At 58.1% G+C, this 19104-nt stretch carries 13 protein-coding genes; 2 read left to right on the top strand and 11 right to left on the bottom strand.

Going from position 1 to position 19104, the window contains the following annotated elements; genetic code table 11:
* Positions 1–80 precede the first annotated feature (80 nt).
* The 10 genes from C2I35_RS11395 to C2I35_RS21890 all read right to left on the bottom strand — a co-directional run bounded on the left by C2I35_RS11395 (position 81) and on the right by C2I35_RS21890 (position 7041).
* A complete protein-coding gene (locus C2I35_RS11395) occupies positions 81–392 on the bottom strand; it encodes a hypothetical protein (RefSeq protein WP_103763170.1) in 312 nt (103 codons plus the stop codon).
* Positions 389–835 (bottom strand): hypothetical protein, encoded by a 447-nt coding sequence (locus C2I35_RS11400; protein WP_103763171.1) that lies wholly within the window; start codon positions 833–835, stop codon positions 389–391. The genes C2I35_RS11395 and C2I35_RS11400 overlap by 4 nt, the downstream gene beginning before the upstream one ends.
* Before the next feature lie 149 nt (positions 836–984).
* Positions 985–3516 (bottom strand): phage/plasmid primase, P4 family, encoded by a 2532-nt coding sequence (locus C2I35_RS11405; RefSeq protein ID WP_103763172.1) that lies wholly within the window; start codon positions 3514–3516, stop codon positions 985–987.
* Entirely contained in the window at positions 3513–3782 is a 270-nt protein-coding gene (locus tag C2I35_RS11410; protein WP_103763173.1) for a hypothetical protein, read from the bottom strand. The genes C2I35_RS11405 and C2I35_RS11410 overlap by 4 nt, the downstream gene beginning before the upstream one ends.
* On the bottom strand, positions 3779–4165 hold the full coding sequence (locus tag C2I35_RS11415) for a hypothetical protein (protein ID WP_103763174.1): 387 nt from the start codon (positions 4163–4165) through the stop codon (positions 3779–3781). The genes C2I35_RS11410 and C2I35_RS11415 overlap by 4 nt, the downstream gene beginning before the upstream one ends.
* 105 nt (positions 4166–4270) lie before the next feature.
* On the bottom strand, positions 4271–4450 hold the full coding sequence (locus tag C2I35_RS11420) for a helix-turn-helix transcriptional regulator (RefSeq protein ID WP_103763175.1): 180 nt from the start codon (positions 4448–4450) through the stop codon (positions 4271–4273).
* A 74-nt stretch (positions 4451–4524) separates the two neighbouring features.
* The gene (locus C2I35_RS11425; protein WP_146050021.1) at positions 4525–4986 is read right to left on the bottom strand and encodes a hypothetical protein; all 462 of its coding nucleotides are present in this window, start codon (positions 4984–4986) and stop codon (positions 4525–4527) included.
* Positions 4983–5207: a helix-turn-helix transcriptional regulator gene (locus C2I35_RS11430; protein ID WP_103763177.1), complete on the bottom strand. Its 225-nt coding sequence runs from the start codon at positions 5205–5207 to the stop codon at positions 4983–4985. The genes C2I35_RS11425 and C2I35_RS11430 overlap by 4 nt, the downstream gene beginning before the upstream one ends.
* A gap of 73 nt (positions 5208–5280) precedes the next feature.
* Entirely contained in the window at positions 5281–6447 is a 1167-nt protein-coding gene (locus C2I35_RS11435; protein WP_103763178.1) for a tyrosine-type recombinase/integrase, read from the bottom strand.
* Positions 6448–6792: 345 nt separating this feature from the next.
* Positions 6793–7041, bottom strand: a complete 249-nt coding sequence (locus tag C2I35_RS21890) for a hypothetical protein (protein ID WP_146050022.1) — start codon at positions 7039–7041, stop codon at positions 6793–6795.
* A 371-nt stretch (positions 7042–7412) separates the two neighbouring features.
* Between C2I35_RS21890 and C2I35_RS11440 the strand changes: the two genes are divergently transcribed.
* Complete coding sequence (locus C2I35_RS11440; RefSeq protein WP_103763179.1) at positions 7413–8084, top strand: LuxR C-terminal-related transcriptional regulator; 672 nt, start codon at positions 7413–7415, stop codon at positions 8082–8084.
* Here the strand turns inward: C2I35_RS11440 and C2I35_RS11445 are convergent.
* Positions 8077–9486 carry a sensor histidine kinase gene (locus C2I35_RS11445; RefSeq protein WP_103763180.1) on the bottom strand — a complete coding sequence of 470 codons (1410 nt, stop codon included), beginning with the start codon at positions 9484–9486 and terminating at the stop codon, positions 8077–8079. The genes C2I35_RS11440 and C2I35_RS11445 overlap by 8 nt on opposite strands.
* Positions 9487–9926: 440 nt before the next feature.
* Between C2I35_RS11445 and C2I35_RS22625 the strand changes: the two genes are divergently transcribed.
* Positions 9927–19025, top strand: a complete 9099-nt coding sequence (locus C2I35_RS22625) for a peroxidase family protein (protein ID WP_211286136.1) — start codon at positions 9927–9929, stop codon at positions 19023–19025.
* Positions 19026–19104: the final 79 nt, after the last annotated feature.

The raw sequence follows: 19104 nt of genomic DNA on the forward strand, positions 1-19104 counted from the left end.
GCATTGCTTGGCCGCTGTTGTTGCCACTTGTTCGGCCTGAGGGCTGTCTTGCCGTCCTGCCTGCCTCTGTCGTTCCAAAGTCATTGTTCTGCCTTTCTGCTATTGGTTACTGCCTCATTTGCATGGGCGATCCTTAGCCCTTCGGTGCGCTGGGCTTGCGGCCAGCTCAGATTCTTGTAGCCATCGAGGCGTGCATTGAAGTCTTCGTGGCTTTCCTGTTCGCCTCGCTCGACTCTCGCCACGCGGTTTTGCCCCCAGGCGATATAGCCCTCGGCTTTCTCGCTTTCGGCTTCGCCATTCCGATCCTCGTAGACCGTGCGGAAGATCACGGTGCTGAGGCCAGTATCGCCGCTATGCTTTTCCAGTTTTCCCAAGCGTGCCTTGATGCTCATTGTGTTGCCTCCAATGCTGTTATCCGTTGTTCCAGTTCCGTGGTTTCCAGTGCCTTCCGGTAGCCTTCCACCAGCGCCATGACGCTTGCGCCTTCCAGCGGGGTTAGCTGACCCTCGGAGGCGGCCTGCAGCACCGCCTGAGCGGCCTGTGAGGCGTCCTGTGCGGTTTTCATGGCCGGGAGGTCGAAATTGACCGGCGTGTCCTTCCTGGCGGGCGCTATGCGTTCCATGCAGAGACGCAGAGCGGTCGTGTCGCCGTCTAGGGCCAGATCCACAGCTTTCTGAGTCAGACCTTCCGCTTGCCCGTCCAGAAGATCCTCGACCGCGCGCGTTGCCTTGTGGCGCGCGCCTCGCTGCTTTCCGGGATTGCCAGGAGCAAAGGTGCCGTCGGGGTTGCGCCCTTCCGTATTCGCACCGCTGTTACGGTCGTTTTTACGTGTCATCACGCACCCCCTTCTTGCCAGCGCGGGGCTGCGATGACGGAAATGACGAAAATGACACTTTGCTACATATCGACCGTATGCGCGCGCGTATGTGTGTGCGCGCACGCGCGTATACGGTGGATAAGGGTAAAAGTGTCATTTGTGTCATCCTAGGCAATTTTCACCCCCATAAAGCCCCGTCCTTGTGCCCGGCGGTGTTCTTGAAAGCCGCGTGATTTCAGTTCCTTACGCATGGTGTTCTGCGTCCATGGGTGCAGCCCCTGGCGTTCGCACCAGAAACCGAACCGCTGGTGCAATTCGCTGGTCGTTACGAAGCCGTTAGGCGTTGAGACGGTTTCGTCGGACAGGAATTGTCCCAAAGTGTCCTCGTCATCCATGTATTCGGTCGAGGCCGCAGCCACGCTGGCTGGTACATCCAGACCGCGCTTCTGCCATTCAACAGCACCGTCGATGGCCCAGCGAAGGATCTTCGGACCTTCTAACCGAAGCTTGTCCGCAAGGTCAGGATCCCGCTTTTCGGCTGGGATAGTGACTGTGAAGGGGACCAGGACCACGCGTGCCCGGATTGCCTCATCGACCCCTCGGAACGATGGCTGGTTGTTTCCTGCAATCATCAGGGTCAGTTGGGGATCAAAGTCGAAGAAGTCGCCGCGCATGAAGCGTGCTGTCATCCGGTCGCCGCCGGTCAGGTCTTTGATAACCGACTCGTCCCAGGTCTTTCCTACCGGCAGCTCCGACCCGGCCACGAGGCGCGCGCCCTGAAGGCCTGCAAGCCCGGTGGAGTGCTTTTCGACCGCGCTGTTGAGGAAGGTTTCAGCCGCCGCTCTGCGCGCATAATCGCCCCAGAGGTCGAACAGCGTGTTCAGGAAGACCGACTTGCCGTTCCGGCCCGTGCCATAAAGGAACAGCAGCTTATGCTCGGTCGTTTGGCCGGTCAGGGCGTATCCTGCTGCGCGCTGCATGAAGGAGATAACCTCCTGGTCGCCTGCGAACACGTCATTGAGAAAGCGAAGCCACAGTTCGGGCTGCTCGCCTGTTGGAGCAGGAGCGCATGCCATGAGTTTTGTGATGTTGTCGGTGCGGAGTGCTTCGCGAAGCTGGCCGGTGCGCAGGTCAACTGTACCGCCGGGAGTGCCCAGAAGCATCCTGTCGCCGTCGAAGTCTTCTGCGCCCGCCACGCTCGCCGGATTGGACCTCGCAAGGCTCTCTACCGCCGCAACAGTGACTTTACTGCGGAGCGCGCGAGCCTGCTCTTTGGCCCAGCGGCGCAGCTTGTCGCCTTCACCTTCGCCCTTGTCCTGGTCGAGCTTTGCAGCCTTGTGCTCTGAGGCCTCTACAAGGTCACTGGCACGATCCCGAAGAAAGGCGCGCGTGCGGGTGAGGTGACCCAACTTGTCGTCGGCCTCCCATCGCGAACCACTCCAGAAAAGCCACTTGTTCCATATGGCGACGTATCTGCCGTTCTGGTCGAAATCCTGGCTACCAAGGTCCGTCGCAAGCGCGTCGTGGCTCAGGTCAAAGTCGCCTGTTTCGGCACCACCTTCTGGCTGCGGTGTATTTGCCGGGTCAGTGCCGAAATCCCATCCTGTCGGGGCACCGAAGGCGCGACCAAGGTTTTCACTCTTCGCGTAGGCGCGCACGGCTTCGGTAAAGTCTCCGCCATGCTCGAAGTGAACAAACAGATCAAAGGCGTCGCCTGTTCTGTAACCGCTCTGTGTGCCGCGCCCGATATCTGCCGCTGCATCGCTGCCTGAGAGACTGACCCAGTAGTCCCCGTAGCACCGGGTTGCATGGCTCCCGCTCGACTGCATCGGGCTTTGCCAGTCGTCGGTGCCTGGGAGGTGCTTGTAGCCATAGTGTCCAAGAAGCTGCTCGACCGTGTGAGCGCCGTTGAAGTGGTCAACGGGGCTAACATCACCTCCCGAAGCCTGTACGCCTCTTTGAGCGGCTCTACGGTCCCTCTCGGCCTGAGCTTCCGCCTCGGCTTCTGCCAACGCCCTGCGGTTTGCCTCGCGGCGCTGAATGATCGGGTGCTCGGCATCCAGGGCAATCCTTGCTTCCCTGCAAATGTCGAACTGGTAATGCTCACCACGGTTCGGCAGGTAGACGAGTTGTCCGGGACGTTCCAAACCCCGATCCGGGATCAACGAGCCGTCACTTGCTTCTTCCAGGAGGTCGAAGAAAGCGCGTTGCGTATCTGAGAAGTCCTTCCCGAATATAGGCTCTGACAAAGGCAGTAATGCCCGCCACTTCTTCTTTTCAGGTGTCGCGGATTTGCTGCTGTAGACCAACCTGCGGGCGTTGCCGACAACACCCTTGATGGCCGATACGACGTCGGTCAGGTCAAGGTTGTTCTCGTCAATGTCCAGCGTCAGCCACCAGAAGCAGCCTCGGTCGCGCTGTGCCTCATGAGAACGTGCATCCGTCTGGCAATAGTTCGACGGGATGAACCACTGCGCGCGGTCCTTCACCACGTTGGCAGGGTCCTCGACCATGCGCACGATTTCCTTGCCAGTTACTGAGCCGTAGGCCTGCCCGGCAGACTTGTGCGGGTTGCGCCGCCCATCGCTCAGGATTTCGGCGTGCGTGTCGCTTTGACCGAACCCGGTGCAATACTCCCTTGCTACCACCCCCTCAGCGTAGCCCTGCATTTCGATTACGACTGCGGTGGAATTCATCATGCAGCCCCGCTTTCCCGACGAAGAGGGATAACCTCTGCCGTCGCCAGATCCCGTTCATGGGCTTCGGCCCAATCTCTGGCAAACTCGATAGCTTTGGGGCGCGTGTCGAAGCTGCCGACGATTGCCGCGCTGTCCCGGTGGCGTGACCAGTCATAGACGTAGTAGACCGTCAGGTAGCGGTATGGGGCGATTTCCTCGCCCCAGCCTTCGCGGACCTCCACATAACCCCTCAGGTCATCCTCGGGTTTTCGCGAACACTCGGTCATGCCGCCTCACTTTCCGCTGCGGGACTGGCGACCGTGCTGACTTCGCCCAGGTAACGCACCTGGTCTACAAGGACGTAGATGCCAAAGCGCGTGTTCTCGATCCCATCATTTTCCTGGAAGAAATCGGTTTCGATATTGATCCCGTTTTCATTCCGCAGAAGCAGAACAATATCGGACAGGCGAACCGGGCTTGCGCAGTAAATCGGGTTGCGCATCAGCGCATCCAGAACCTGCCTCTTGCGGTTGCTCAAGGTGATGGTTTCGCGTGCGCCACCGGCGTTGCGCACCTCGTAGCGCGCGCTGCCGCGACGTCGCGGTAGGTCTTGCCTCGAGATGATCCACCGCGTGTTTTCGGGCGGCGTTGCTTCTGTTTTTTTACTCATGCTCGTTTCCTTCTGGGTTGAAGGAACGGGCGGAATGCGGTACGTTTCTGTTGCTGCACAAACGAATACCGCCCCTGCCCGAACCTTTTGGGTGGGGGTTTTCTTTCAAGCTGCTTCCTGCAGGTTGCCAGTTAGGGCTTCATCAACCTGGCTTTCGATCCAGTAGAGCCGACCGCCGATGCGGATGGGTTCAGGAATCCGGCCACTTTCGATATCGCGATATAGCGAGGAACGAGAGCGGCCACCGAGCTTCTGTGAAAGCTGGTTTAGATTCAGATAAGTCATTGCTTCACCTCTGATGTGTCACGGTGAAGCAAAAATACTCAGGCTCACGAAAGCAGTCTAAATGCCAACTCGGTTCAGTCTAGTTGCTCCGCCAGGTTTTGGGCCGGACGACGCCAATTTGTAGATAAGTTTCGATAGGCAAACGCCGCTTGAACCACCCGCCCAAAGCGTGTCGAAGGTGCACCAGCGAATTCCGCAGAAATTCCAAATGAGATTCTTGCACCAAGTTCCTCAAAGGCCATTTTTACCCAGTCAGCGACCATGTAGTCCGCTGGATCGGCCCCGCCTGTCTTTGGGTTATTTCTATGCCAAATTTCTTCCAGTTCCGCTGTTTCATCAGTGCCGGAATCCCTACGCAGTATCTTAATGCGCTTGGCCCAAACCTTCTTAGTATCCGTTGGCTCGTATTGACCGCCGAAAAAGGCCCAGTCGAACGCATCCATGACTTGCTCAATGGGCAACTCTGGAAATTCTGCAGACAAAAAACGCTCCACATCTTCTTCTGTCTTGATGGTAAATTTTGAAGTTTTCGTCACGCCATCGCTCCTGAGTGCAGGTTGCGGTCCATGCCGTTCATAATTCCAACAGCTCTGGCGTTTAACCAGCCATCAATCGCACTTTGCCGCCAGCCAATGGCGCGCAGGCCAAGCTTCTGGGGTCGCGGGAAATCACCCCGCTCGATCATGCGGTATATCGTTGATCTGCTAAGCCCTATGGCTTGCTGAACTTCTCGGCATCTTAGTATCTTATCGGTCATTTAAAGACCTCCTTCTTTCTTATGACACCAATCTGCACGGCCAGGGTTTAAGCCCAGTTAAAATTTCGGAAAGTTAGGCATAATTCATCGCTTTACTGATGTTCTTGCCGGTTGCGTGGTCAGCCCAACGGGTCATCAATTGCAGACGTAGAAGGAAAAGGTCAGACCGAGCATAGGCACGCTCTACCGCGTCACCGACCTTGTGAGACAACGCAATTTCAGCAATCTCCCTATCGGCGATTTGGTTTTCCCTGCACCAGTCCCTAAACGTGGACCGAAACCCATGAGTGGTCAGTCCCTTCATTTTCATTCGTTTGTACAGGGCGGCAAACACGGTGCCGGAAAGAGGCCGATTTCCGTTCGGACCACGATAAGGACTGGGAAATACCAACTCGTCATCCAGTCCCTTAACCTTCTCCAAGGTCGCAAGGGCCGCAGGCGAAAGCGGAACACGGTGCTTCTCGTTAGTCTTCATTCTTTCGGCGGGTACAGTCCAAACGCCACCGCTGATCTCAGACCAGCGTGCTCCCCTGGCTTCACCAGAGCGGGCAGCGGTCAGAATGATGAATTCCAGGCAACGTGCCGAAGTGCCCTCACGCTTTTTCAGTTCACGCATAAAGTCAGGTGTTTCAGACCAAGGCAGCGCTGCCATGTGCTGAGGTCGATGCTTTACGGTCGGCAGCGCCCTGGTCACGCCATTAACGGGGTTCTCATTCGGATACAGCATTGCACTTTTCGCCCAGTCAAACACGGTCGCGATGCGTTGCTTCACCTTGGAAGCTGTCTCGTTCTTTTCCGTCCATATCGGCGAGAGGACTTTGAGAACATGCGAACTGTCGAGTTGATGGATTGGCTTGGATCCAAATTCGGGGAAGACGTATCGATCAAGTGACGAAATCCACCTGATTGCATGGTCCTCGCTGCGCCATGACTTCCTAAGCTCGGAGTGTACCTTGCGCGCGGCTTCCTCGAATGTAACGCTCACACGTTTTCGCTCTTCGATTGGGTCACCGCCCTTGCGGGCAATTTTCCGCATCTCGCGCGCCTCGTCACGGGCCTCCGCCAAGCCAACAGTTTTGACTGAGCCTATACCCAGGTCACGCCTTTTGCCCTGAACGACCGTACGAAGGATCCATGACTTCCCGCCGTACTCTCCGATGCGCAGGTAAAGTCCGTCTCCGTCGCCGTACATTCCCGCATCTTTAAGGCTGGAAACCTTTTTGGTGGTTAGTTTCCCCATCGCTGTCCCCACATTTGCTTACCATCATTTATACCATCAAAAAGTGTGGGATTAAATGAAATTCTCTGGGACAGCTTGAGACAAGCGCATTCAATAAGCCCTGTAATTAAAGAATATTATGGGGTGTATTGGAACGGCGTGAAACAGTAGTTTCGTAGCCTCCTCCGCTACCAAATTTTCCAATTTATGACAGCCTGTTACCGCTTGGCCCCCATTGTTCTTCTGTGTGTTTTCTCCGCGCGAACATTACTTTTTCCGTTTCTCTACCGCCTTTCGTTAATGACATATTTCAGCCTACCGAGTGGAGGCGCGATTCTCTTGTAGCAAGGTGTGAGCCTGAGCGTATCAGTGAGCCATTGCTCCTACGCCCTCTTCGATAGCCTCGATCTCCTGACCATCAATTTCTCTGCGCTGGATCAGTCGTTCGGCAAAGCGAACGAGAAACTTTTCTTCTTTGGAACGGACCACATCCGGACCTGGCCGCCTCAATGGTCCCTCACTTGAAACGAGAGCCTGAAGTTCGGGGCAGCACAGCAATAGGTTGTGCAAATCCACATCGGAACGGGACATCTGCGGAGGCAGGTCAGACCTCATGAAGATCTACTCGGCGAAGCGGTAATTGCGCTATTATCAGGTAAAAAACGCTGCGCAAGTCGGGGGCCTTAAGTTGGCGTTTGCCCGGGCAGATGGCATGCGCGATCCATCGATCCTCGCTCAATACCCTGGCGTGTCTATCGGCCGATGAGCGAAACACCTAATAGTTGAATTTTGCGAAAAGATCTAAAAACAATATGTCAATACTTAAAATTCTCATGAGCATTGAAATGCCGATTAATAAATGTTAAGACCCGTTCACAGTTATTTCATAGGGTTGTTTTTCATTTTCTTAGTTTCCCACGTTCAGTTTTTTTAAGCTGATTCAAAGGCCATAGCTTGCATACGCACTTAGGAGTAGGCGTACTGACATGTCCATTATTACCGTTGCTTTTGTTGACGATCATCCAATTATGCTTTCAGGGATTTGTCATCTTTTCAAAGAATTGGGCGAATTTTCCGTTGTGGCATCCGGAAGTGCCTCGGCAGACGTTGTTGAAATTGCTCAATCCATTAAACCGGACGTAATAGTCTTGGACCTCAACATGCCAGGCGACGTTGTCCAGGCCATCGTCAAGGTCGCGAACAATTTTCCTGAAACCAAGATGGTGGCCTTCACGGCGTCAAGTAGCAAGGACACGGCAATTGCAGCACTTGAGGCCGGCGTGCTCGGCTACGTGCTCAAGGGAAGCAGCCTGGATGAACTGTCCGAGGCGATCCGGCAGGTGCAAGTGGGCGAAACGTATCTGTCGCCGAGCGTTTCGGCCACCGTCATTGCCGGCCTGCGCCAGAAAGCACGCTCGCGGTTGGTGCCCCGGGTCAGGTTCAGCAAGCGCGAGGAAGATGTTCTTCGTCTCTTGCTGCAGGGATGTACGAACCGTGAAATAGCCGAAGCGCTCACTTTGCAAGAGAAGACCGTAAAGCACTACATGTCCGTACTGATCCAGAAGCTGAACGTTCGAAACAGGGTCGAAGTCGTGTTGGCCGCGCAGCAACTTCACAACAGCGGAGAGTTGTTGGGCGGTGCGTCGCAGCTTAACTGAGGGGCAGTTCGATTTCTTCGTTCGAGGATCGCACGGGCAAAACCACCTGAAGCTCGGACGAGTTGTCCAGGATTTGCAGGTCGACTTTTCCTTCGAATGCGTCGAGCCGACGGCGCATGCCTTGTAGTCCGAGGTGCCAAGGGGTGCCCGGGCGAATTGACCGTGCGGATTTCGAATGACCTCCCAGAATGGAGATGTGCAAAGCGGAACCTGCTTGGCGGACCGTTACACGTGGAGGGATGCCATGGCCGTGGCGTACCGCGTTGCCAAGGCCTTCGCAGATGACGCGGTAGAGACAGATCTTTCGCGCAAGATCCAGATCATCAAGCGGCTTTTCCACATCGGTTTCGACATCGCCCGGCATAAGTGCTTTGTGGCGATCGACGGCCAGCCCGACGACGCCTTCGGTGTTCAAGCCCTCCAATTCGGGTAGGATCAGACCGGCGGAAATGGATCGCAATTCCGTCATGACTTGATGGACCAAGTCGCCTGCGCTTTTTCCGTCTGGCATCTCCTTGTCGCCATCTTTGCCCTGCATCAGCGAGACAAGTCCGAGGATCTGAATTGGACCGTCATGCAACTCGGCCCCGACGACGTTCAAGACCTGTTCGTTGGCTTGAGCCGCATCCAGCCGCGCCTGGTTGGCGTCGCGGCGTAGCTGGTCGTTCTGCTTGGTTATCTCGCGCTCGCGTTCGAGCCTTAGTTCCAATCGAGCGCTTTGACTGAACGTCAAGGCAAGCATTCCAAGCATGCCAATGGTCACAAGTGCTACGGCAGCCCAAACCATGCGCTCAACAAAGTTGCGCTCCTGCAAGATCTTCGCGGCGTCCAGATATATCTCTCCGACGGCAATCACGTTGTCCGTATTGGGATCTTGGATCGGTGCGTATACCTCAAGAAAGGGGTGGGCGAGGGGGAAATTCGTTTCGATTGTGCCTGACGTTTCCAGATCCACGATGAAATCCCCTTCCGACGCCACTTGAAGATCATCTTCGTCGTGATGCTGGGGAGAGTCGTCGGCCAGCGTCGAGTGGAGAAGGTTTCCGTCAAGGCTCCATATACGCATAACGAAATCTGTTTTCTCGAAAGGTACATTGCTGAATATCTGTTCTGCGCCGGTGTCGGCCCTCTCGCTATTTTCGGGAGCTCCCAAAGCCAATGGTACAAGAACATTCTCGATATAGGCGCTTCCAACGCGACCCTGCGATTGAAGTTGCAGAGAGCGATACTCGCAGATCACGAAGGAGCCGAGCGAGAACATGACCACGAGTACGATCAAGGTAAAGACCGTTGCCAGGGGGCTGGGTGCGAGGATGAACCGTCTGGACGTGGCCTCCGGCGATTCGGCTGATTGGAGCGACTCGGGTTCGCGATTCGGCGTGGGGCTCTTTTTCTGGAACATGTTTTTGTCTGCTGGCGCAGACAGGCACGTCGGGTCGGTGCGCTTTGAAGATGCGCAAACGCCATCTGCACTGCCTGGCTGACGATTTAGTCCTAACCTAAAATTAACTATTATTAACGGGGAATTAATAACATCTTAATCACACTGGATGGTTTCGCGGTATGGGCTTTGGTCCGCATGTCGTCTCGGCCTTTGGTCTGAAAATTCCGCGATCCTTGGTCTGACTTTTTCTTCAGCCTTTTGCAGTCGAGATACGGCGGACCTCTGCCCATGGCGGAAATTTGGCAGAAGTGAGACCGTAATCGGGCAATTGGGGGTCTCTGCTTTTTCTACAGAGCGACGCTGCTTTTCTCAGTCGGGAGAGCGGGGCCTAAGACTTTGACAAATTTAATTTAATTGCTCGCGCAGATGCTGCTGCGAGCCCAGCGGGGGAATCTGAAATGGCTGTCAAACTGAATGTCGCGGATCTGGAGTTCTTCATTCGTCAGGTCAAAATCGCGGAAGCGCATGCCGCGGGCACACCGCTCACGGAAATCTACGTCGATGCTGATGGCAACGTCGTGCCTGAAGGAACGGAAGGCGCTGTGCTCGCGTTGTCGCATCCGCTCGTGCCCGGAGGGCTTCGCACTGTCGATGGGACGCTGAACAACCTGATCGAAGGGCGGGAAACCTGGGGCGCGGCGGACACGGCCATGCCCCGGATGCTCAGCCCGAATTTCCGCGACGATATGGATGGCGACACGATGCCGTTCGGGCCTCCGGGTGGACCGGCCGTCACGAACACCGACTACGGAGTGATCGGCGCGCCGACGGGCGACATGAGCGTGAATGGCGGGCATACCGGCAACGTAGCCGACGCGGACCCGCGGATCATTTCGAACCTGGTGGTGAGCCAGACCGTCGACAACCCGGCCGCGGTCGAGGCGTGGTTCGCCAACGACGCAGCACTGGCCGCTTTCCATGAGCGCTATGGCGAAGACGCGATCCCGCTCCGTCCGGGCCAAGGGCCGAACCCCGTAGAAATTCTCAATGCGAGCTTCGAGGATCAGGTAATCGTCAATGGCGGGCCGGGCGTGCACGTGACTGCGCTTGGCAATTGGACGCCGACACCGCCCTCTGGTTGGACGGTCACCGGTGGGCAGAGCGGCTTGTGGGCGCCGGTCGACGGCGTATCGGCTTCGGCGGGGCATTCGGGCCCGAACGTAGTTTGGCTCGAAGACGGTGCAGTCCTGTCTCAGGACACTGGCGTTCTGACCGAGGGTGCGAGCTATGGGCTGAGCCTGAGCGTTGGCGATCGGTCTGACATGGTTTGGTCGGGTGGCACCGCGCGTCTTGTTGCCGTTGATGCAGGCGGTGCGACCACGGTTCTGTCGTCCGTCGCATTCCCGGAGCCTGCCAACGGGCAGTGGGAAGATGTGATGCTGGAGGCAGGCCCCATCCCCGCGGGCCTTGAGGGTCAGACCTTGCGCATCGAGGTTGAACATGGCGGCGGCGCTCCACAGGTGTTGGTGGACAATGTTTCGCTGACGGCCCGTTTTGGCAACGAGATCGAGATCGACAACGTCGATCTGGCAACGCTTCCCAACATTGCGCCCGATGACGGCATATCCGCGCCCTTCAACGCCTGGATGACGTTCTTCGGCCAGTTCTTCGACCACGGGCTGGACCTTATCACCAAGGGTGACAACGGGACGATCTACATTCCGCTTCAGCCGGACGATCCGCTGGTCGTGGGGGCCAATGGCGTCAACGATGGCATCGGCGCGATGGGTCAGGCCCTTGGCGACGACCTTCCGACGCATCTGAGGTTCATGGCGGTAACCCGGTCGACGCCGACCGAAGGCCCCGGCCCGGACGGTATCCTGGGCACGGCCGATGACACGGATCACGAAGGCGAGAACACGACGACGCCCTTCGTCGACCAGAACCAGACCTATACGTCTCATGCCTCGCACCAGGTGTTCCTGCGCGAATACGCGTTCGATTCAAACGGCGAGCCGGTGGCAACCGGCCACCTCCTGGACGGTGCGAACGGCGGCCTGCCGACCTGGGCGGAAATCAAGGCGCAGGCGCGTGACATGCTCGGGATCGAGCTGACCGATGGCGACGTTCTCAACATTCCGCTGCTGCGGACGGATGCCTATGGCGAGTTCGTGCGGGGCGATAATGGGCTACCACTCATCGTGACCGGTATTGGCCCGGACGGTATTCCGAACACGGATGACGACGATGTTGTCGAAGGCGATCTGGACAACCCGGTCAACACGTTCACGGCGGGGGTGGCTGGCGCGGTCCGGATCGGACACGCGTTCCTTGACGATATCGCGCATGCGGCGAACCCGTTCGACTCGCAAACCGGGATGCTGAAGGTTGCCGACAACGACGACGCGATTGGCCTGTCCGACAGCGAGAGCACGGAGGGCAAGTATGACAATGAATTACTGGACCGCCACTTCATCACCGGCGACGGGCGCGGTAACGAGAACATCGGCCTGACCGCGGTTCACCACGTGTTCCACTCGGAACACAACCGCCAGGTGGAGGCGCAGAAGCTGACCATCCTGGCCTCGGGCGATATCGACTTCATCAACGAATGGCTGCTGGAGGATCTGGCGCCGGACGCTGAGATCCCGACAGATCCCACGTTATTGACCTGGGACGGTGAGCGCCTCTTCCAAGCCGGGCGCTTTGCGACGGAAATGCAGTACCAGCACCTGGTGTTCGAGGAGTTCGGGCGCAAGATCCATCCGAATATCGACCCGTTCGTCTTTAACGCAGTGACGGATATCAACCCCTCGATCTTTGCCGAGTTCGCCAACGTGGTCTACCGCTTTGGCCACTCGATGCTGACCGAAAACATGCCGCGTGTGATGGTCGATAGCGAAACCGGCGATATCACGACCGACAACATGGGTCTGATCGCCGCCTTCCTCAATCCGGTTGCATTCGACAATGACGGTGCGATGACCGCGGACGAGGCCTCGGCGGCCGTCATCCTCGGCATGACAACCGAACGCGGAAGCCAGATCGACGAGTTCGTCGTGCCTGCCCTGCGCAGCAACCTACTTGGCCTGCCGCTCGACCTCGCTGCGATCAACATCGCACGGGGCCGCGACACGGGTATCCCGACCTTCAACGAGGCGCGGGCGGAGCTGTATCAACAGACAAATTCCGTTTGGCTGAAACCCTATGAAAACTGGGTTGAACTGGCGACCAATCTCAAGACTCCGACCACGATCGTGAACCTGCTTGCGGCCTACGGGACGCACCAGACGATACTTGATGCGACCACGCTTGACGAAAAACGCGAAGCGGCGTTCGAGCTTGTGTTCGGCAGCGATACGATGACGGACCAGGAACGCTTCAACTTCCTGCTGGGAGATGCTGCCACGACCGGCCTCAACGACATCGACCTCTGGGTCGGTGGCTTGGCAGAGCGCATCATGCCCTTTGGTGGCATGCTGGGTTCGACGTTCACCGCCGTCTTCGAGGCGCAGATGGAAGCGCTGCAAGACGGCGACCGCTTCTACTATCTGAGCCGGACACAAGGTCAGAACTTCCTCAACGAGCTCGAAGAAAACTCCTTCTCGAAAATGCTCCTGGCCAATACCAGCCTGTCGGATCCCGGTGCAGACGGTATCCGTGGCACAGAGGATGATGTCATCAATCACCATATCGGCGTCGACTCGTTCGCGAAGTACGACTTCGTTCTGGAGGTCAACCAGGCCAACCAGCTGATCGACGACCCGGTTGGAAACGATCCGGTTCTCGAAGGTCTCGGAATGGGTAAGGTCGTCCGCGATGATCCGACCACTGCCGAGGTTGAAACGAACTACATTCGCGTCACCGGTGGCGAGCACCTTGCGGTTGGCGGCACGAACGGCAACGACACGATCATTACGTCGGATGGCGATGACGGTATCTGGGGCGACGACGGGGATGACTTCATCCAGTCCGGCTTTGGCGTCGACCTCGTCAACGGCGGTGGCGGCAACGACATCATTCTGGATGATGGCGACGAAGGGGACTTCCTCAAGGGTGAAGGCGGTGACGACGTCATGGGGTCTGCAAACGGTGCAGACGTGCTCATGGGCGGTGGCGGCAAGGATGCCATCTTCCTCGGCGTCGATGCCTCCGAAGTCTTCGGTGGAACCGGTGACGACTTTATTCTGGGCGGCGATGGCGCCGATTTCCTGCTGGGCAACGAAGGTGACGACTGGATGGAGGCCGGTGGCGGTTTCGACGTGACGGCCGGCGACAACTCCGAACTGTTCTTCAACAGCAAGATCATCGGCCATGACGTGATGTTCGCGGGCTCGGATGAACATGATTTCGACGCTGAATCCGGCGACGACATCATGGTTCAGGGCGAGAGCGTGATGCGTAACGAGGGCATGTTCGGTTTCGACTGGGTCTCGTTCAAAGGGGTGGAGACCGACGCGTATGCCGACATGCGCATCAAGATCTTCACCACCGATGAGCAGGACATTCTGCGCAATCGTTTCGACAAGGTCGAAGGCCTGTCCGGCTGGGACATGGACGACACGCTGATAGGGGACGATCGCGTGGCGCCCGGAGCAGGAGAAGGCAACGAAAACGAGTTGTTCAACGATGGTCTGAACCAGGAAGGCATCGACAGGATCGAAGGGCTGGCGGAGCTGGTCGAGATCCTCAACGGAGAGGAGTTCTGGGAAGAGGGCAACATCCTGTTGGGCGGCGGAGGGTCGGACCTTATCACCGGCAACGGAGGCGACGACATCATAGATGGCGACCGCTGGCTCAACGTCCGGATCCGGATTACCGGTGATCCGAACGATGAAAACACGGCCGGAAACGAAATCGCCACGGTCGACAGCCTGACACACGTCTTTACTGAGGAAGACGGGGTGGATCCCGACTGGGTCGGTCAGAGCATGTTCGAATTGCTGGTTTCGCGTACGATTGCGCCCGGCCAGATGCATATCCAGCGCGAAATCCTGGATGGTGGACAAGAAGGCGACATCGACGTCGCGGTCTTCAACGACAACCGGGATCAGTACACGATCACCGATCTGGGCGACGGCATGATCCGCGTTGAACACACCGGGTTCGGCACCAATCCCGACATCCTGATCGATGACGGCACGGATACCCTGCACAACATCGAGGTGTTGCGCTTTGCCGATGGCGATATCCTGGCTCCGCAGCCGGCGACAGGCATGCCCGTCATCAATGATCCGACGCCGACCAATGGCCAGGTGTCTCCGGTCGAGGGTCAGGTGCTGACGGTGGATGTGAGCGGCATCGCGGACGCAAATGGTCTGGGTACGTTCAACTACCAGTGGCAGTATCTCAACGATGGTGTCTGGACCGATATCCCCGGTGCGGATGAAGCGACGTTCACACCGAACGATCCGAACCCCATTCAGGAGTTTTTCGGCGACATCAGCGAGATCGGTCGCCAACTGAGGGTCGAGGTGAGCTTCGTCGATGGCGGCGGCACGCTCGAAACCGTCTATTCCGAACCGACCCTCGCGGTGGAAGAGAACCCCGGCGTGACGCTGAATGGCGCACCGTTCCAAAATAACACGCTGGACGGCGGTGACGGAAACGACGTGCTGAACGGCGTGACACCAATTAACTTGGGCATCTTTGGTACTTTCGGCGGTAATGACACTCTCAACGGCAATGGCGGCGACGACCTCCTGTACGGAAACGGCGGCAACGACGTGCTGAACGGCGGTGCCGGCTTCGACCTGCTCGACGGCGGCGGCGGCAACGACGTGTTGAACGGCGGGGCGGACAACGACATTATCCTTGCCGGTGGCGGCACCGATACCATCATCCAGGCATCGACCGACGGACGCGACGTCGTCGATGGTGGCGGTGGCACGGACACCTATCGCCTGCAGGGCAATGCCGAAGCTGAAACCTTCACTGTCTACGCCATGTCGGGCGGTCAGAATGCGGGGCTCGCGGCAAGCCTTGGTACGGTCATCCAGGCCTCGACCGAGATCGTCATCACCCGCACTGTCGGTGCGACCACCACCATCGTGGCGGAGCTCGACAACATCGAGGAAATCGAGATCGATACGCTGAACGTGTCGGCCAACAACGGAAACGGAGTGCCCGATGGCGGCGCTGTAGGTGGCGATACGGTCAACATCGTTGGCAATTTCGACCCGACGAGCCTCAACTTCAGCACGATCACCGTCAACGGCACTTCCGGCGACGATACGATCGACATCACGGCGCTGACATCGGGACACCGGATCGTGTTCCGCGGCGAAGGCGGCAACGATACGATCATCGGCGCCCTGCGCCCGCAGGACGTGATCGAGCTGCCTGGCATCGGCGACCCAGAGGTCACCACCGACAGCAACGGCATGGTCACTGTCAGCCGTGGCGGATCGAGCGTTACCTTCGATGGTGCGTCAGGGATGCCGGCCATCGGAAGCGACATGGAGCTTGATGACGATGTGGCCGACGGCTCTTTCGCTCTGAGTGCGCGAGACCTTGAGGGCCTGAAGAACCTCGTCAATGGCGACCCGGCATTCGAGGGCGATGACGACACTGAGGGTGCTGCCGGAGTCAGAACGCTGAGCGGCGCCGGTAACAATGAGGACAATCCTGAATACGGCGCGGCGAACGAACCTTTCATCCGCTTGACCGAGGCCCGCTATGGCGAGCCGGACGAAAACGGAAACCGGGCGATCAACCCGATCTTCGACGGTCTGGATGCGCGGGATATTTCCAACATCCTCGGGCAGCAGGAGGCGGGTACGCCAACCAACGCGATGAATGCGAGCACGCTGTTCATGGCCTTCGGTCAGTATTTCGACCACGGGCTCGATTTTATCGGGAAGGACCCTGCCTTTGGCACGATCGAAATCGGCGGACCGGGGGCGGAACGCAGCCCGACATCCGACAACCCTGCCGACCTGACGCGGGCAGCCGTCTCGGGGTATGACGAAAACGGCGTGCCGCAGCATATCAACAACACGTCGCCTTATGTCGATCAGAACCAGGCTTATGGTAGCCACGAGTTGGTTGGTCAGTTCCTGCGCGAAAGTGATGGAGCACAAGGGTTTGGCATGCGTCTCCTGGGAGGCGAGGCCGATCCGTCGGATCCGGCATTCACCCTGCTTCCGACGCTGCGTGACCTGATCGAGCATCACTGGGCGGCCGAAACGATCTTTGAGGATGCGGGTCTGCCGGGGGGAGCTGCAACGCTTCGCGATATGATGCCGGATCTGGTGGACGACACCACCGGCGAGATCGACGCGGCAGGGGTGCAAGCACTTGCATCGAACTTCCTGGGTTCCGGTCAGCCGCTGCTGCTGGATACCAACCCGTACATCAACTTGCTTGATCACCGGGTCGCTGGCGATGGCCGTGCGAACGAGAATATCGCACTGACATCGGTCCACACGATCTGGGCGCGGAACCACAACTTCCATGTCGAGAACCTGATCGCTCAGGGCTATGAAGGTTCCGCCGAGGAGATCTTCCAGGCCGCCAAGATGATCAACGAGAGCGACTATGCGCGGGTGGTCTTCCAGGAGTTCGCGGACAAGCTGCTTGGTGGTCTGCGCGACCCTGACGGCGACTTCGGAACGCATGGCTGGGACGGCTACAATCCCGAAGCGGACGCCCGGATCAGCCACGAGTTCGCAGCCGCGGCGTACCGCTTCGGCCACTCGCTGGTCGGGGAGAACCTTCAGGTCACGGGACCCGATGGCGAGCCGATCCAGGTGCCGCTGTACGATGCCTTCCTCAACCCGAGCAATGATGCGTCGGTATTCACGGGGCCGCTTCCTCCGGGATATGTGCCGCAACCGGGTTACAGCCAGTTCGGTGTCTCATCGATCGTTGGCGGGACTTCCACGCAGATGGCGGAAGAGGTGGACCTCAAGATCGTGGAGGCGATCCGGTCTGACCTTGTTCGGATCAACGCGGACCTGTTCTCGTTCAACGTGGCACGCGGTTGGGATGTCGGTCTTGGGACGCTGAACCAGGTACGCGCTCAGCTTGCGGCTTCGATGGACAAGTATGTCAGCGAAGCGGTGGGGCTGGCCGGAGACCTGTCACCTTATGATAGCTGGGCCGACTTCCAGGCGCGTAACGATTTGAGCGACGAGATGATCGAGGATCTTATGGAGGCCTATCCTGACCTGGTGCTGGATACGCCCGAGAAGATCGCTGCTTTCGTCGCGGTGAACCCGGATATCGTACTGATGGACGGGGAGAACGGTGCGAAGATCGTCAAGGGGATCGACCGGGTGGATATGTGGACCGGCGGCCTTGCCGAGAAGCATATCAACGGTGGCATGGTGGGTCAGACCTTCTGGGTCGTGCTGCACGAACAGCTTGACCGTCTTCAAGAGGGCGACCGGTTCTACTACCTTGACCGGTTTGACGACTTCGACTTCTACGATGCCTTCGGCGAAGATACGACATTCGCCAACATTGTCGCGCGCAACACGAGCCTTACGGATATCGACAACAGCCTGTTCGATGCTGCGGTTGACGACGAAGACAACGGCAATGATGACGACAACGCCGACGATGACGACGACAATGCCGGTGATGATGACAACAACTCCGGTGACGACGACAACGGCGGTGACGACGACAATGCCGGTGACGACGATGATGAAGATGACGACGTCGGTGATGACGATGACGACGATGAGGCCGGGGATGACGATGATGATGTAGGCGCCCCGCCGCTTGCGGCATCAGGTGATATCATCGGAACCGCTGCCGGAGACACCCTTTTCGGTGGCGACGAAGGCGACAACATCCTCGGACTGGGTGGACGCGACATGATCTTTGCCGGTGATGGCAATGACAATGTGCTCGCTGGTGGCGGTCGCGACATGGTCTTCGGTGACGAAGGCAATGACAAGCTCTTCGGGGAGGGTGAAGACGACTTCATCCAGGGCGGAAGCGGCAACGACTTTGTCGTTGGCGGCGACGGTAACGATATGTTCCAGGCAACCCAGGGCGACGGCGATGATGTCTACTACGGTGACGACGTCGGTGCCGACTCCGGGACGGATACCCTGGACATGTCCCAGATCACGGCGGACGCGACGGTTGACCTCGGAAGCGGCCCGGGGGGACGCGGTCATGCCTCCAGTGATCAATCCGGTAATGACGTGCTCTGGAGTGTCGAGAACTTTCTTGGAGGTTCCGGCGACGACGTGATCACTGCCGGCAGCGCGCAGAACGAAATGGATGGTGGTGTCGGCAACGATGTCTATCGCTTCCTGTCTGCGTCGGACGCCGATGGCGATACGATCCTGTCGTTCGAACCCGGTGACAAGATCGACCTTTCGCAGATCGATGCCAACGGGTCGGGCATGGGCAACGGAACGTTCTCTCTCGTGTCCGGCGCCTTTACCGGCAGTGGTCAGCTTCTTGTAACGCACGAAACAGGTGCGGACGGCGAGATGACCGTGGTCCAGGGCAATATCGATGGCGATGACGGTGCTGACTTCAGCATCAACATCCGGGGACGTCATGAGCTGAACCAGGATGACTTCCAGCTCTGACGCGTAATTACGAAAACCGGTCCGGACAGGCTGTGTACCTGCCCGGACCGACCCGCCCGGACCCGATCATTTCAAGTTG

This window comes from Roseovarius confluentis (assembly GCF_002917925.1).
Taxonomy (GTDB): Bacteria; Pseudomonadota; Alphaproteobacteria; order Rhodobacterales; family Rhodobacteraceae; genus Roseovarius; species Roseovarius confluentis.